We start from the raw sequence: 13,936 nt of genomic DNA on the forward strand, positions 1-13,936 counted from the left end.
CCGAGCTCGATTCTTTCGTCCGGAAAGGAAGTGAGCATGCGAAGCAACGGCCCGATCGTCGTCGGTGTGGACGGGTCCGCCGGTTCCGCGGCAGCGGTCGCGTGGGGAGCCCAGGCCGCCGCGCAGCACCGGGCGCCACTGCGTCTGGTGCACGTTCTCGACCCGGTCGCCGATTACGGGCCCGGCGTGACCGAGCCGCTCACCAGCACCGACTACGCGCGGCTGCAGGGGCACGGCCGCTGGGTGCTGGACACCGCGCGCGAGGAGGCGCGCATCGCGGTCCGCGCCTTGCGCGACATCGAGGTCAGCGCCGAGCTGGTGCACGAGCCGGTCGGTCCGGCGCTGCTGGACCGCAGCGGCCCGGCGCGGATGATGGTCGTCGGCACCCGCGAACGCGGCACCGTGCGGCGTGCCCTGCTCGGATCGGTCAGCGCGGCGCTGGCTCGGCGGGCGCGCTGCCCGGTGGTCGTGGTCCGGGAGGGCGCGCCGCTCACCGGGCAGGCGAGGAAGCAGCTGGTCATCGTCGGGGTGGACGGCACCGAGATCAGCGAACCCGCCATCGAAGCGGCGCTGATGGAGGCCTCGGCGCGGAGTGTGCCCCTGCTGGCGCTGCACGGGTGGACCGGCGTCGAGGTGCCCTCGGCCGGCGCCGAACACGCGGCCGACGCCGAGAAGCAGATCGTGCTCGCGGAAAGCCTTGCCGGATGGCAAGAGCGTTTCCCCGAGGTGGAGATCCGGCGTGAGATCGTGACCGACCGGCCCGAGCGCTGTCTGCTCGAACGCTCCGAGCAGGCCCAGTTGCTCGTGGTCGGCAGCCGGGGGCGCGGCGGCTTCGCAGGCATGTTGTTCGGCTCGACCAGCCAGGCGCTGTTGCTGTCGGTGGCCTGCCCGATCATGATCGTCCACGGCCGCACGATGGCGGTCCGCACCCTGCCCGACTGAGTCTCACGCTCCGGTCGTGGAGCCCGGCCGGACGATCATCAGGACGGTGACCACCGCCCACAGCAGGTTGAACACCCCGGCGTCCATGGCGAGGCGGCGGATCAGCGTGGGAGTGGCCCCGGTGATGTCGGCCAGGACCTTCTGCTGGCCGGGCAGCACGAGCATCGCGAGCACGCCCGCGGCGGCGGCGGTCAGTCCGATCGACACCACCAGCCAGGCGTCGCCGAGCACGCCGAGGCTGAGCGCGGTGAGCAGACCGAAGGCCGGAACGACCAGGCCGAGCAGGGCGTAGACCCGGCAGATGCGGTGCAACGTGCCGAGGACGGCGGGGCTGTGGCCGGTCCCGGGGTCGGCGAGCGCGCGGCGGGTGGTGGCGGGAAACATGCTGGCCGCCACCGTAACGGGGCCTACGGCGATGATCGCGGCGAGCACGTGGACCGAGAGCAGGAACTTCGTCACGCCGGTCGAGACTAGCCAGGATGGCGTGCCGGAGGAATTGGCGAAAGTGCCATATACCGATCAATTCTCGCCAAATATGATGAGCTGCGAAAATTGGGCGAAACCGAGGTGATCGGCGTTGGCTGGAATCGACCGGCCTACTACGCTATTGCCATGCACACCGTGGTCGTACTCGCCCTGGACCAGGTGATCGCGTTCGATCTGGCCACGCCGGTGGAGGTGTTCGGCCGCACGCGGCTGCCCGACGGCAGGCCGGCGTACCGCGTGCTGGTCTGCGCGTGCGCGCCGACGGTGGACGCGGGTGTGTTCACGCTGCTGGCGCCGCGCGGGCTGGAGGCGCTGGCCGAGGCGGACACGATCGTCGTGCCGGGCTGCGCCGACCCGGGCCTGCCGGTGCCGGACGAAGTGATCGACGCCCTGCGCCGGGCGGCGGCCGCGGGCACCCGCATCGCGTCGATCTGTTCCGGCGCCTTCATCCTGGCCGCGACCGGATTGCTGGACGGCCATCGTGCCACCACGCACTGGCTCGCCGCCGCGGCGCTCGCGGCCGACCACCCGTCCATCGACGTGGACCCCGACGTGCTGTACGTGGACAACGGCTCGCTGCTCACCTCGGCGGGCGCGGCGGCGGGAATCGACATGTGCCTGCACATGATCCGCAAGGACTACGGCTCGGCGGTCGCGGCCGACGCGGCGCGGAAATCGGTGGTCCCGCTGGAGCGGGAAGGGGGACAGGCGCAGTTCATCGTGCACGACCAGCCGCCGACGCCGCGCGGCTCGGCGTTGGAACCGGTGCTGCGGTGGATCCAGGACAACTGCGCGCGGGATCTCTCCCTCGACGACATCGCCGCCCATGCCGGGATGAGCACCCGCACGCTCAACCGCCGCTTTCGTGAGCACACCGGAACCACGCCGTTGCAGTGGTTGCTGCGCGCGCGTATCCGGCAGGCTCAGCATCTGCTCGAAGCCACCAGTCATCCCGTCGACCGGATCGCGGGCCAAGTCGGGTTCGGTTCGCCGACCGCGTTCCGCGATCGCTTCAAACGGGTGGTCGGAACGAGTCCGCACAGCTATCGGGCGGCCTTCCACGGTTCGGATGTGCACCGGGCCGGATAGCAACGCCTTCGGGCGGAGCCGAATCGCGCACGCCCACCGATGAGTTCTCCCGCGCCGCCCCGTCGGATCAAGCGACAGCAACCGCCACCTGATCCAGGAGCAACGCACATGAGGAAAATCACCGCAGGTCTGTTCATCGCCCTCGACGGCGTCATCGAGGACCCGCAGGACTGGCACTTCCCGTACTTCGACGACGCCATGGGTGCGGCGGTCGATGCCCAGCTCGGCGCCGCCGACACCCTGCTGCTGGGCCGCAAGACGTACGACGGCTTCGCGGGCGCGTGGCCGGAGCGCGAGGCTGCGGGCGATGCGGACGCGGCGTTCGCGAAGAAATTGGGCGACGCGCGCAAGATCGTGGTGACGCACCAGGATCTCGACTTCACCTGGCGCAATTCCGAAGTGCTGCACGGCGACCTGCTCGAAGCGGTGACGGCGTTGAAGAACGAACCGGGCGGGGACATCGGCATGAGCGGCTCGGTCTCGGTGGTCCGTCAGCTGCTGGCCGCCGGGCTGTTGGACGAGCTGCACCTGCTGGTGCACCCGATCGCGGTCGGCAAGGGCGAGCGCCTGTTCCAGGACGGCGCGCCCACGGTCGCGCTGCGGCTGCTGTCCTCGGAGACCTTCGACACCGGCGTGCTGCACCTGGTCTACACCCGCGACGAGGCGGCGCCCGCCGGGGACTACGAGGACGCGAAAGCCCATCTGTCGCAAAGTGTTCGGTAGGCGCGCAGGGCGGGCCTCGATCAGCTCTCGGTATCGGCGGCCATGGTGAGCAAGAGGTCGCGCAGGGCCTCTTGCTGAGCGTCGGTCAGTGCGATCAGCGGTGAGTTCGCGCCGAGCAATTCGAGCGCGTCCTCCCGCCGCCGCTGACCGGCCGGTGTCAGCACGATCTGTTTCGCGCGCCGGTCGGTGGGATGCGGCTCGCGGCGGACCAGGCCCTGCTGCTCGAGCCGGTCCAGCACGAAGGTCGCGTTGGACGGCTCGCACGACATTCGCGCCGCCAGCTCCCTGGCGGTGATCGCCTCGGACAGTTCGCGCAGGGCGATCACTTGCGAAGGGGTGAGGTCGAGTTGCTCGGCGACGCGGCGGACATGCACGTCGAGCCGGTGGGTGAACTGGTGCACCAGCTTGCACACGTCGCGGTCGAGTTCGGTGTCCACCACGGGGTCCGGCTGCCGCGTCATTGCTCCGAGTCTAGCGTCTTCGGTTCGAACTGTGATAGTTCTAGTTCAAATCATTACAGTTAGAACTATCTGGAGGGCGTGTGATGCGGTCCGCGGTGTTCTCTCTCATGCTCGTCGTATTCAGCCTGACCACCGGCGAATTCGTGATCGCGGGCATCCTGCCCGACGTCGCGGACGGCTTGGCCGTCTCGGTGGCCGCGGCCGGCGCGCTGGTGACGGCGTATGCGGTCGGCATGATCGTCGGCGGTCCGGTGGTCACCGTGCTGACCGCGCGGGTGGCGCGCAAGCCGTTGGTCATCGGGTTGGTGCTGGTGTCGATCGTGGCGAACGCGGGTTCGGCGGTCGCGCCGAATTACGTGGTGCTGCTGGTGATGCGCGGTGCGGCGGGTTCCGTCGTCGCTACCTTCTTCGCGGTCGCGATCGCCACGGCCGTGTCGACCGCTCGGCCTGGATCCGAAGCCGTGGCGGTGGCGCGGGTGGCCCTCGGGATGAATCTGGGCATCGTCCTCGGAACGCCGCTCGGCGCGGCCATCGGCCAGAGCCTGGGCTGGCGAGCGACTTTCGCGTCCGTGGCGCTGTGCGCCGCGCTGGCGCTTCCCCTGGTGCTGCGCTTCATGCCGGACTCGCCGGGGTCGGCCGCCGGTTCGATCGGGCGGGAACTGCGCGTGTTCACCGATCGTGATGTGCTCTGGGCGCTGGCGCTCACCGCCGTCGGAAATATCGGCGTGGTCATGGTCTTCACCTACATCACGCCGCTGCTCACCGAAGTCGCCGGCTTTCCCGCGCGGGCGGTGCCGATCCTGCTGCTGGTCTACGGCTTCGGCGCGGTGGTCGGCAACCAGCTCGGCGGCAAACTCGCCGATCGGGCGCTACTGCCCTCGGTGACCGCGCTGCTCGCGGCGCTCGGCATCGTGCTGGTCCTGCTCTGGACGGCGGGTGACGCCTGGATTCTCGTCGCGCCGCTGATCTTCGCGCTCGGTGCGCTGGCCTTCGCGATCATCCCGGGTATGCAGACCCGGGTGATCGCCGCGGCCACGGCGGCGCCGACCCTGGCCGTCGCGGTGAACGCGTCGGGATTCCAGCTCGCCGCGGCGGGCGCGGGCCGGATCGGCGGCTGGGTCCTGGGCGACTGGACGGGTCTGCGGTCGCTCTACCTGGTCGGCGCGGCACTCACCGGCCTGGGCGTCGCTGTCGCGGTGTACCTGCTCCGGCGCGATCGCCGGGTCGGTGCCGGCCGTCGAACGATCGCGCTCGCAGCGGAATTCGAGAGCAGCTAGTGCCGCATCAGGCTACGTTTGCCCTGTTGACGATTTCGTGTAGCCGTTGGTCTTCGACGTGCTTGTTCCGCCAGATGATGTAGCGCCGGATCATGGACGCCTGTTCACGATGACTGCCGTGGTCGGTGCCGTCGAGCGCGAAGTACCGCAACGCGGTGAACTGCGCCTCGATACGGTTCAACCATGAACTATTCGTCGGCGTGTACGCGATCTCGACGTTGTTCTCCTCGGCCCACTGGGCGACCCGTTGGCACTTCTTCGTCGTCAGATGCGGCGAGAAGTTGTCGCACACGATCGCCATGCGGACCTCGGCCGGATACAAGGTGCGCAGGTACCGGCAGAACTCGAGAAACTTCGTGCGGTTCTTCGTGGCCTTGACATGCCCATACAGCTTGTCCTTACCGAGGTCGTACGCGGCGAACAAATGCCGTACCCCGTGCGGGCGGGTATAGGTTGCCCGCCGACGGCGCCTGGGTTCGCGATCCGGATCCTTATGCTTGCCACCGCGTTCGGCCCACTGCCGGCCCGGATGCGGCTGCAAGTTCAAAGGCCCGAACTCGTCGAGACAGAAGATCACCTGTGGCTCATCGGAGTCGGGCACGACCTCACCGTCGGCGATGGCGTACAGGTGCTCGACTCGGGCCTTCTTGGCCTTGTAGTCCGGGTCTTTCGACCGCTTCCAGGTTTTCACTTTTTGAAACGAGACACCCTCCTCACGGAGCAGCACGCGCAGACCCTCGTGGCTGATGTCGTCGACCACCCCCTCAGCGACCAGGAACTCGGCGAGTTTGGTCAGGCTCCAGGTCGAGAACGGCAGATCGTGTTCGGTCGGGGCAGATTTGGCGAGCTTCTTGATCTCGCGGCGTTCGGGCAGCGTGAACGTCTTCGGTCGGCCACCGGCGTATTTCGGGTACAGCGAATCGAATCCGTCGGCATTGAAGTTGTGGATCACATCGCGGACCCGGTCAGCACTGGTGAAGCTGACCTCGGCGATCTTGGGCACCGGCATGCCCTGAGCGGAGAGCAGGATCATCTGAGCGCGCCGCCAGGTCACCACCGATCCGGTACCGCGGCGAATGATCCGCACCAACCGTCTGCCTTCATCGTCGTCGAGCTCTCGCACCCGTACTCGTTCTGCCACCCGACCAGGCTGACCGATGCCCTGACCGGCACGCCGCAACCTGTCGGCGTGTCGGTTACAACAGGGCAAAGGTTCCCGGGCGCGGCACTAGTGGCCGAGTGCTTTCGCGACGATGCCGCCGGTGACCGCTTTGATCAGATAGCTGGTGGAGTCGTGCGGCGACGCGCCGTTGTCGAAGTACTGCGCGGTGACCGGAACGACGGCGCCGCCGGGACAGGGCGGGAAGAACGGCGTGAGGTCCAGGTGCGCCGCCACGAGATCGTCCTCGTCCACCAGGTTGTGCCAACCCGTCACCGATTTCGGCACGGTGCTCGGCTGCGGGCGCAGCCGGTCGTAGACGACCGTGCGCAGGCCGAGTGGCGAGCCCATGGTCAGCAGGGTCACCGGGTGGTCGGTGCGGTGCAGCGCCTCGTAGGCCACCACGCTGCCGAGCGAATGCGCGACGACCAGGCGGGTGTCGGGACCGACCTGGTCGAGCACCTGCCGCTGGGCGTACTCGCGCACCTCGTCGTCGGTGAAGTAGCGGGCGACCTGGGAGAGGGCGCGGATGACGAACTTCTGCGCCAACCCGAAACCGAACGGCGCGAACCACCGCAACCGCATCAGCGCGTTGAGCGCGGGCCGCAGGCTCGCCTGCGCTCCCTGCGCCACGGCGTCCGGCGGCGGGGCGGTGCCGAGGCGGCGGGCGGTCGCCCGGTCACGCTCGTCGCCTGCGTGGGCCGCGGCGGTCGCCAGCCATTCGGCGGCGAGCTGTTCCATCAGGTCGAGTTGCGCGTCATCGAGTTCGGTCCCCGTACCCTGCGCGCCCTCGACCAGGAACTTGTTGCCGTAGAAGGCCATGCGGGCCGACAAATCACCGGGGGAACCGTTGCGCCACAGGCGATCCGCGAGCTCGGGGGCGCCGTGGTTGCGTACCCCGCCCGCGAGTCCGGGCAACCAGCGCGCCTCCAAGGTGTCGGCCGATTCCTGTTCCTGCGCGATGCCGTGTACGAGGACGATCGTCGCCACCGTTCCACCCCTTTCGATCCCCGATGTCGGGAACAGTGTCCCTCACCGCGGCTGGTTCGGCAGCACCGGATCATCGTCCGGAACGGTTCCTCGCGCGGATCGCTTTGCCGAGTGGGGCAATCGAATTGGCGAGCCCGAACAGCACTCGCTCGGCGATCGAATGCTGCGGGGGCAGGACGGCGAGCTGCCGGGCGAGGTCGAGCCCGTTGACGATCGCGGTGTTCGACTCGATCAGCCCTTCGCGCACGACGAACACGTCGGTGCCGAGCAGGTCGAGCCGCCTTCCGTTCGGCGCCAATCCGATCAGCGCCGCGGTGCCGTCGAACCGGCCCCGCATTCGCCAGTGCACCACGGCGCGATCGTCCTGCGCGGTGACCGAGAGGATGTGTACCGCCAGGTCGGGGACCGCGGCATGCACATCGCGGAAGAAGGCCACGATCTCGTCCGGAGCGCGCAGATCGGCGACGCCGACGAACACGTCGAGCGCGCCGGGCCGCCAGCAGTCCGCGACGGTCTGCCAGTCCTGCTCGCCGATCGCCTCGACATAGCGACGCGCGACCGAGCTCGGGTCACTCGGGTTGGTCACCGGTAGTCCTTTCCTCGGAACGCAGCGGAGTTGCTCCGCTGCGCACATCATGGCGCTCCCGGCGGCGATTGACACCGGTTCGGCACAATGAAACGCTGATTCTCTTCTCTTCTCACAAAGTTGGGCGAACGGGGTCGACGATGACCGGATCCGAAGGACGCGCACCGGGCAAGGCGGTGCGGATCGCGATCGTGACCTACCCGGGGATGACCGCGCTCGACGCGATCGGCCCGTACGAGGTGCTGCGCTTCGCGCCGGGCGCCCAGATCCGCTTCGTCTGGCACGAGCCGGGGCCGATCACGACCGACAGCGGAGTGCTGCTGCTGGGCGCCACGCATTCGTTCGATGAGACGCCCGCGCCGGACATCCTGCTCGTGCCGGGCGGTCCCGGCTCGGCGGCGGCCGCGGTCGACGACGCGCTGCTGGCCTGGCTGCGCAGCGCGCACCGGGGCACCCGCTGGACGACATCGGTGTGCACGGGTTCGCTGGTGCTGGCCGCCGCCGGACTGTTGAACGGACGGCCCGCCACGACGCACTGGCTGGCCCAGTCCGCGTTGCGCGGGCTCGGGGCCGACCCCAGACCGGACGAACGGATCGTGCGCGACGGAAGGATCGTCACGGCGGCGGGGGTATCGGCGGGCATCGACCTGGCGTTGTGGCTGGTGGGGGAGACCTTCGGCGCGGAGCAGGCCGAAGCGGCTCAGCTGATCATCGAGTACGACCCGCAACCGCCGTACGACGCAGGCCACGTCGGCAAGGCGTCGCGCGCGGTCCGGCGCGCCGCCACCGCCCAGCAGGCCCGTGCCGTGATCGAGCCGGACAATCTCGGGGAGTTCGCCAAGTTGTCGGCCGCCGTGCCGCAGCTGGCTTGGCGCTCGGCGGTTCGCCGGGTGCGCGAACGCGGGAAGGGACTCAGGCGTCTCGCCACTTGATCGAGCAACCCATGCTCGGGCGGTGCGGTTCCGGGGCGGGCCCGCCCGCGAGCACGGCTTCGACGGCCGTGCGCAAGTCGTTCCCGGTCAGTGGTTTCCCGTTTCCGGGCGTCGATTCGTCGAAGGCGCCGCGGTAGGCGAGTTCGAGGTTCGCGTCGTAGAGGAAGAACTCGGGGGTGCAGGCGGCGCGGAAAGCCCGGCCCACGTCCTGGGCCTCGTCGACGAGGTAGGGAAAGGTCCACCCCGCGCGGATCGCCTGGTCGCGCAGCCGCAACGGTGCGTCGTCCGGGTAGGCGGACGCGTCGTTGGTGCAGATCGCCACGGTCGGCATGGACGGCAGCGAGTCGACCAGTTCGCCGAGCGCCGCCTCGATGTGTTTGACGTAGGGGCAGTGGTTGCAGGCGAAGACGACCAACAGACCCGGCCCGTCCGCGAAGTCGTCCCGGGAGTAGATCCGCTGATCGAGATCGGGAAGGGAAAAGTCGGGTAGTGGGGTGCCGATGGGAACCATGTGTGAGGTATGCGCCACAATGTGCCTTCCGTCGGGATCGAAGACGACAGCGAGCCTAACGCCGTGTCGTCCGATTCGTCGGAAATACGCGGACCAACCGTCACACGGCGTGGCGGCCGGTCCTACCTGGCCAGATCCGATGGATCGGTGTTCGCTCCGCAGAGCACCACGCACACCCGCTCGCCCGGCGCGGGCCGGAACGCGGGCTGCTCGGCGAGTACCGCCGCCAGGGCCGTCGCCGCACCGTGCTCGACGGCGAGTCGGTGTTCGTCCCACAGACCGCAGCGCGCGGCGACGATCGCGGCGTCGTCGACGAGCACCGAGTCCACCTCGTAGCGCCGTGCGGCGGTCAGCGCCATCTCCGCGGCCCGCCGGGCGCCGAGCGAGTCGGCGGCGACCGAGTCGACCTCGACGTCGACGACTTCTCCGGCTTCGATCGCCGCGTGCAACGCGCGGCAACGGACGGGCTCCACGGCGACGGTCCGGACGCCGTAGTGGGCGGCGGCGGTGGCGACACCCGAGAACAATCCGCCTCCACCGACGGCGACCACGACGGTGTCGAGATCCGGAATCCGCTCGTGGATCTCCGTCATCAAGGTGCCAGCGCCCGCGGCGATGAGGGGGTTGTCGTAGGCGTGCGAGAGCAGGGCGCCGGTGGCGTCGGCGAAATCGCGGCTGGCCGCCAGCGCGTCGGCGTACTGGGTGCCCACCAGACGGACGTCGGCGCCGTAGGAGGCGAGGCGGTCTACTTTGACGCGCGGTGCGGTGGTCGGCAGGAACACCGTGGCGGGCACGCCCTGACTGCGAGCCGCCCACGCACAGGCGAGTCCGGCGTTGCCGCCCGAGGCGATGGTCACGCCCACCTGCGCAAGCGTGCCGTTCTCTCGGTGCGTGCGCAGGAAATTCAGCGCGCCGCGGGCTTTGAAGCTTCCGGTGTGCTGAAGGAACTCCAGCGCGAACCACAGCTCGCCCGTATGGTCGGCCTGCGCAACGGCGACCGGCCTGACCAGCCCGGCCAACCGCTCCGCCGCGGCCTTGACGTCGCTGTGGGTGAGTTCCATGAATCTCCTCGGGACACGGGTCGGTCGACGCTCAGTACTCGTGGCGGTGCGGGACGAACTCGAGGGTGAGCAGCGCCGCGGCGGCGACGAGCACCTCGCGCCAGCGGACCAGCACGTAGCGCTCATCCGACAGCGCGTGGAACTTGCGCAGGAAACGGTAGAGCGATTCCAGCCGGATCAGCGGATCGCCCAGATGGGCCAGCAGGTAGAGGCCCGCCCGTGTCGTGCGGGATTTCCGCTTCTCGGCGAACAGTTCCGGGAACGGGGCGAAAGCCAGCGAGATCCGGCGGATGCCGTGCGCGGCGGCGTACTCGACCAGATCGATGATCATGCGCTCGTCCAGGCCGTTGGGCGCGTCCTTGCGCCGCCACGGCACGTCGAGACTCAGTTCCCGTCCCCGCCCGGAGACGCCGTAGCGCTGGAAGCCCGCGGGGCTGCCGTCCTCCTGGCTGGCGATCACCACCAGCATGTTCGGGTTCCGCCCGTCCAGCAGATGGTCCAGGATCATCGAGAAACCGCGGGACTGCCTGCCGTGTCGCCATTCGTCGACGATGGCCAGCAGTTCCTGCCGCCGCGCCTCCGTGAGCGCGGATTCGGCCACCACCTCGGTGCTGACGCCGAAGTTCTTGGTGCGGCTCACGGCCTGGCGCAGGTTGCGGAACTTGCGGCCGATCAGGTTGAACTCGTGCACGTCGAGCACGACGTCGCGCCCGATCGGGACCGCGCGCAACCCGCGGTGCTCGAGCGCCCGCAGCCGCCACAGCTCGGCCAGCTCCGGGCTCGCGCCCAGCACGGCGACGCGCCAGCCGTGGTCGACGGCGAATTCGGAGAACGCCGTGATCAGCTCCGGGAACGCGGCGCGGTTGCCGATCGGATCGCCCGCCACGACCGCGACGCCGAAGCGAGTGCGATAGCCGATCGCGGCGGTCGAGGACGAGTCGAAGAAGTAGGTCTTGGCGGAATGCAGAGCGAACGGCGCCAGCGGGTCGCCCTCGGTGCGGCGCACCAGTTCGGCCACGCGATACAACTGTTCGGGCTGCGGTTTGCTCGCCAGCGGCCGTACCAGGACGAAGCCGCTGGCGGCGAGCAGGACGAAGCCGGCGCCGGGATGCTCGGCGCGATAGGCGAGGTGGGCGACGACCACGACCAGCACCGTGGCCGTGACGTGCGGGAGGGTGATCGGCCGGCGCAGATGCAGCCCGCGGGCGACGAACACGCCGGACAGCGCGAGGGCGACGAACCAGCCGTGGTCGACGCCGTCCTGGGAGGTGGCATCGGACTCGTAGGCCAGCACCACCGCGATCAGCAGCGCCGCGATGATTCCAGCGGTGCGTGTTGCGGGCGTGGTGGTGAACGCGGCTTCCCGGTAGCCGCTGAGCCTGGCGGTGCGCAGCGTGCGCGAGCCCGAGGTTCCCGGTCCGTCAGCCACGACCCGGACCTGATCCGCTCTCGCGTTCCGCTGCCCACGACACTTTCGCCATGGTGGCCCTCCAGATGATCGCCTACGGACACACTATCCGGACCCGTCGGCATGAGGGGCAACGCCTTTCCGAATCGGCCGCTGACCGGGGCTGCGCGAAGCCGTTCGCGTCCTCGATCGCCTTCTGCGGGTGAGCGCCGCGCGCAGTGGACCGAGCGCCGCGAAGAACCGTCGCGTGCGTCCGGGTCGGTAGTCGCGCATGGGCAGCACCGGCGCGCGGCCGGAGCGGTAGAAAAGGTTCGGCACCGAACGGTGCATCGGCCACATCGATTGCTCGGACATGATCTGTGATCCGATCGAGGGGATCGGTAATTGAACCTGATTTCTTTCTCGGTGGGGATCTTTCGGGTGATTGCGGTCGGATTGCTGATTTCTCGGCGTGTATCCAAGATTTTCTTCTTGCTCGTTGTCATGCTCAGTGCCTGGCTGATCCGAACCAATCGCCTGGTGAGTGGGCACGACGAGAGGTCTGACTGTGAAAATGAGCTGGATGGCGATCCCCGCACTGGTCGCCGCCACTGTGGCCGGGTGCTCCGACGACCCGTCCGCGAGCGGGGAATCGACCTCGACGAGTGCCGCCGTGGCCCCGAGCACTCCGGCGACGACGAGCGAGGCGCGTGACGAGGCAGCGGCGGACAGCGGTATCCGGATTTTGCTGGGCGAAGCGAAGATAGTCCCCGTACCTGCCGACGCGGTGCTCGATATCAAGGCGCCCGCGGCGTGGGGACAGGCCGCGAACGCCATTCGCTGCGCGGTGACCGATAGTTCTGGGCGGAACGAAGATCTGCGTTCGTCGGATGCGAAGAAGACCGAGACGATCGGCGGAGCGGAATGGGTGACGGTGTGGACGTTTTCCTCCGCGCCGAACGGAGACGTCACCGTCGCGTGCAAAGATCCGGAATCGAAGATCGCTGCGGCTCATCGCGATCCGTACCTGCGAGTGGTGCCGCGCGAGATCGTCCCGATCGCACAGCCGCAGCGCTGACCCTCCGTCCATCGGGACTGCCCGGCCTGCTCGGGCGCGTGCCGCGACGACACGCGCGGCCTGTCGGTAGGCCGGAGTAGCGTCGGCGGCGTGAACGAGGTCGCCGCCTATCGAGAGCGGCCGTCGCAGGTCGAGGGCGCCGTGCTGTGGACCAAGACCGTCGATGGCCGTGGCCCGGCGCTGCCGGTGCTGCCCGACGGGTGCATGGATCTGATCTGGATGGCCGGTCGCCTGATCGTCGCGGGGCCGGACACCCGCGCCCATCACCCTGGGGTGTCGTCCGGCGGTCGGTACGTCGGCGTCCGATTCTTCCCGGGCACCGCGCCCGCACTGCTCGGCGTCTCCGCACGCGAGTTACGCGATCAACGGGTCGATCTCACCCAAGTGTGGCCGTCTGCGACGGTCCGGTCGCTGGTCGGACGGCTGGCGGACGCCGACGACTCGGCGGCAGCGCTCGAAGAAATCGTGCTGCGGCGCGCGGCCGACGCCGAACCGGCCGATCCGCTCCTGCGGCGGGTGGTCGGCGCGCTGGAGGCCGGTCGGCCGGTGGCGGCGGTCGCCGAGGCGGCGGGGCTCGGCGAGCGCACCATGCACCGGCGCTGCGTGGACGCTTTCGGTTACGGCCCCAAGACTCTGGCCAGGGTGCTGCGCATGCAACGCGCACTGGCCGCGGCACGCGGCGGCGTGCCGCTGGCCGACACCGCGACGCTGGCGGGGTTCGCCGACCAAGCGCACCTGTCCCGCGAGGTGCGCGCACTGGCGGGAACCTCGATGGGGGATTTGCTCGCTCGGTCCTAGCGTGATCTTGCCGGCTATTCGGCGCCGGTGGGCAGCGCGGCGTACAGGTCGACGCCGTTGCCGTCGGGGTCGAGCACAACGGCGTAGCGCTGCCCCCAGAAGGCGTCCCACGGCTTCAGCTCACCGTGGTACCCCGCCTCGACGAGTTCGGTGTACATGGCGTCGACTTCAGCGGGATCGGCGCACCGGAAGGCGATCCCGAGCCGGCCCGCGGCCGTCGGCGGCGTCCACCCGGTGTGAAACGACGCGATGACGGCTTCGGTGTCGAGCGTGAGCCGCAAACCGTTGGACAGGGCCGCCTCGGCGTGCCCTTCTTGTTCGGAGCCCGCCGGGAAGTCCAGCCCGAGGCGGCGATAGAAGGCCACCGAGGCGGCCATGTCGCTGACGACGATGCCGATGACGTCGAGTTGTGGAGTCATATCCGCAGCGTAGGCAGTGCGACGCCGAGCCGTCTTG

The 13,936-nt window shown here is 69.2% G+C and carries 16 protein-coding genes; 7 read left to right on the plus strand and 9 right to left on the minus strand.

Annotated elements, in window-relative coordinates:
• Nucleotides 1-36 precede the first annotated feature (36 nt).
• A complete protein-coding gene (locus LTT66_RS20935) occupies nucleotides 37-942 on the plus strand; it encodes a universal stress protein (protein ID WP_233060274.1) in 906 nt (301 codons plus the stop codon).
• A gap of 3 nt (nucleotides 943-945) precedes the next feature.
• On the opposite strand, the gene LTT66_RS20940 is transcribed toward LTT66_RS20935, so the two are convergent.
• Nucleotides 946-1,401 carry a hypothetical protein gene (locus tag LTT66_RS20940; RefSeq protein WP_233060275.1) on the minus strand — a complete coding sequence of 152 codons (456 nt, stop codon included), beginning with the start codon at nucleotides 1,399-1,401 and terminating at the stop codon, nucleotides 946-948.
• Between the two features lie 153 nt (nucleotides 1,402-1,554).
• On the opposite strand from LTT66_RS20940, the gene LTT66_RS20945 reads away from it, so the two are divergent.
• A complete protein-coding gene (locus LTT66_RS20945) occupies nucleotides 1,555-2,517 on the plus strand; it encodes a GlxA family transcriptional regulator (protein ID WP_233060277.1) in 963 nt (320 codons plus the stop codon).
• Between the two features lie 108 nt (nucleotides 2,518-2,625).
• Nucleotides 2,626-3,240, plus strand: a complete 615-nt coding sequence (locus LTT66_RS20950) for a dihydrofolate reductase family protein (RefSeq protein WP_233060278.1) — start codon at nucleotides 2,626-2,628, stop codon at nucleotides 3,238-3,240.
• 20 nt (nucleotides 3,241-3,260) lie between these two features.
• On the opposite strand, the gene LTT66_RS37110 is transcribed toward LTT66_RS20950, so the two are convergent.
• Complete coding sequence (locus LTT66_RS37110; protein WP_269821965.1) at nucleotides 3,261-3,701, minus strand: MarR family winged helix-turn-helix transcriptional regulator; 441 nt, start codon at nucleotides 3,699-3,701, stop codon at nucleotides 3,261-3,263.
• A gap of 107 nt (nucleotides 3,702-3,808) precedes the next feature.
• Between LTT66_RS37110 and LTT66_RS20960 the strand changes: the two genes are divergently transcribed.
• Entirely contained in the window at nucleotides 3,809-4,978 is a 1,170-nt protein-coding gene (locus LTT66_RS20960) for an MFS transporter (protein ID WP_233060280.1), read from the plus strand.
• Between the two features lie 7 nt (nucleotides 4,979-4,985).
• Here LTT66_RS20960 and LTT66_RS20965 read toward each other — a convergent pair whose 3' ends face one another.
• The 3 genes from LTT66_RS20965 to LTT66_RS20975 all read right to left on the minus strand — a co-directional run bounded on the left by LTT66_RS20965 (nucleotide 4,986) and on the right by LTT66_RS20975 (nucleotide 7,713).
• Nucleotides 4,986-6,119 carry an IS630 family transposase gene (locus tag LTT66_RS20965; protein WP_223520231.1) on the minus strand — a complete coding sequence of 378 codons (1,134 nt, stop codon included), beginning with the start codon at nucleotides 6,117-6,119 and terminating at the stop codon, nucleotides 4,986-4,988.
• A gap of 87 nt (nucleotides 6,120-6,206) precedes the next feature.
• Nucleotides 6,207-7,127: a hypothetical protein gene (locus LTT66_RS20970; RefSeq protein ID WP_233060282.1), complete on the minus strand. Its 921-nt coding sequence runs from the start codon at nucleotides 7,125-7,127 to the stop codon at nucleotides 6,207-6,209.
• 70 nt (nucleotides 7,128-7,197) lie between these two features.
• The gene (locus LTT66_RS20975) at nucleotides 7,198-7,713 is read right to left on the minus strand and encodes an ester cyclase (RefSeq protein ID WP_233060284.1); all 516 of its coding nucleotides are present in this window, start codon (nucleotides 7,711-7,713) and stop codon (nucleotides 7,198-7,200) included.
• A 140-nt stretch (nucleotides 7,714-7,853) separates the two neighbouring features.
• On the opposite strand from LTT66_RS20975, the gene LTT66_RS20980 reads away from it, so the two are divergent.
• Nucleotides 7,854-8,645: a DJ-1/PfpI family protein gene (locus LTT66_RS20980; RefSeq protein ID WP_233060285.1), complete on the plus strand. Its 792-nt coding sequence runs from the start codon at nucleotides 7,854-7,856 to the stop codon at nucleotides 8,643-8,645.
• Here LTT66_RS20980 and LTT66_RS20985 read toward each other — a convergent pair.
• The 3 genes from LTT66_RS20985 to LTT66_RS20995 form a co-directional block, all read right to left on the minus strand.
• Nucleotides 8,626-9,156 carry a thioredoxin family protein gene (locus LTT66_RS20985; RefSeq protein ID WP_233060287.1) on the minus strand — a complete coding sequence of 177 codons (531 nt, stop codon included), beginning with the start codon at nucleotides 9,154-9,156 and terminating at the stop codon, nucleotides 8,626-8,628. The two genes, LTT66_RS20980 and LTT66_RS20985, sit on opposite strands and share 20 nt — an antisense overlap.
• A 122-nt stretch (nucleotides 9,157-9,278) precedes the next feature.
• Nucleotides 9,279-10,217 carry a serine/threonine dehydratase gene (locus tag LTT66_RS20990; RefSeq protein ID WP_233060289.1) on the minus strand — a complete coding sequence of 313 codons (939 nt, stop codon included), beginning with the start codon at nucleotides 10,215-10,217 and terminating at the stop codon, nucleotides 9,279-9,281.
• 31 nt (nucleotides 10,218-10,248) lie between these two features.
• Nucleotides 10,249-11,646 (minus strand): bifunctional lysylphosphatidylglycerol flippase/synthetase MprF, encoded by a 1,398-nt coding sequence (locus LTT66_RS20995; protein WP_233060291.1) that lies wholly within the window; start codon nucleotides 11,644-11,646, stop codon nucleotides 10,249-10,251.
• Between the two features lie 541 nt (nucleotides 11,647-12,187).
• Here LTT66_RS20995 and LTT66_RS21000 point away from each other — a divergent pair.
• Nucleotides 12,188-12,682, plus strand: coding sequence for a hypothetical protein (locus tag LTT66_RS21000; RefSeq protein ID WP_233060293.1), 495 nt, complete (start codon nucleotides 12,188-12,190; stop codon nucleotides 12,680-12,682).
• 90 nt (nucleotides 12,683-12,772) lie between these two features.
• Nucleotides 12,773-13,480: a helix-turn-helix transcriptional regulator gene (locus LTT66_RS21005; RefSeq protein ID WP_233060295.1), complete on the plus strand. Its 708-nt coding sequence runs from the start codon at nucleotides 12,773-12,775 to the stop codon at nucleotides 13,478-13,480.
• A 14-nt stretch (nucleotides 13,481-13,494) separates the two neighbouring features.
• Here the strand turns inward: LTT66_RS21005 and LTT66_RS21010 are convergent, their stop codons facing one another.
• Nucleotides 13,495-13,899, minus strand: a complete 405-nt coding sequence (locus LTT66_RS21010; RefSeq protein ID WP_233060296.1) for a VOC family protein — start codon at nucleotides 13,897-13,899, stop codon at nucleotides 13,495-13,497.
• Between the last annotated feature and the right edge of the window lie 37 nt (nucleotides 13,900-13,936).

This window comes from Nocardia gipuzkoensis (genome assembly GCF_021183645.1).
GTDB classification, from domain to species: Bacteria; Actinomycetota; Actinomycetes; order Mycobacteriales; family Mycobacteriaceae; genus Nocardia; species Nocardia abscessus.

What these genes read in the sequence shown, in the direction of transcription:
- LTT66_RS20935 (WP_233060274.1), top strand. Translation starts at nt 37, where the DNA reads ATGCGAAGCAACGGCCCGATCGTCGTCGGTGTGGACGGGTCCGCCGGT.
- LTT66_RS20945 (WP_233060277.1), top strand. Translation starts at nt 1,555, where the DNA reads ATGCACACCGTGGTCGTACTCGCCCTGGACCAGGTGATCGCGTTCGAT.
- LTT66_RS20950 (WP_233060278.1), top strand. Translation starts at nt 2,626, where the DNA reads ATGAGGAAAATCACCGCAGGTCTGTTCATCGCCCTCGACGGCGTCATC.
- LTT66_RS37110 (WP_269821965.1), bottom strand. Translation starts at nt 3,701, where the DNA reads ATGACGCGGCAGCCGGACCCCGTGGTGGACACCGAACTCGACCGCGAC.
- LTT66_RS20960 (WP_233060280.1), top strand. Translation starts at nt 3,809, where the DNA reads ATGCTCGTCGTATTCAGCCTGACCACCGGCGAATTCGTGATCGCGGGC.
- LTT66_RS20980 (WP_233060285.1), top strand. Translation starts at nt 7,854, where the DNA reads ATGACCGGATCCGAAGGACGCGCACCGGGCAAGGCGGTGCGGATCGCG.
- LTT66_RS20985 (WP_233060287.1), bottom strand. Translation starts at nt 9,156, where the DNA reads ATGGTTCCCATCGGCACCCCACTACCCGACTTTTCCCTTCCCGATCTC.
- LTT66_RS20990 (WP_233060289.1), bottom strand. Translation starts at nt 10,217, where the DNA reads ATGGAACTCACCCACAGCGACGTCAAGGCCGCGGCGGAGCGGTTGGCC.
- LTT66_RS21000 (WP_233060293.1), top strand. Translation starts at nt 12,188, where the DNA reads ATGGCGATCCCCGCACTGGTCGCCGCCACTGTGGCCGGGTGCTCCGAC.
- LTT66_RS21010 (WP_233060296.1), bottom strand. Translation starts at nt 13,899, where the DNA reads ATGACTCCACAACTCGACGTCATCGGCATCGTCGTCAGCGACATGGCC.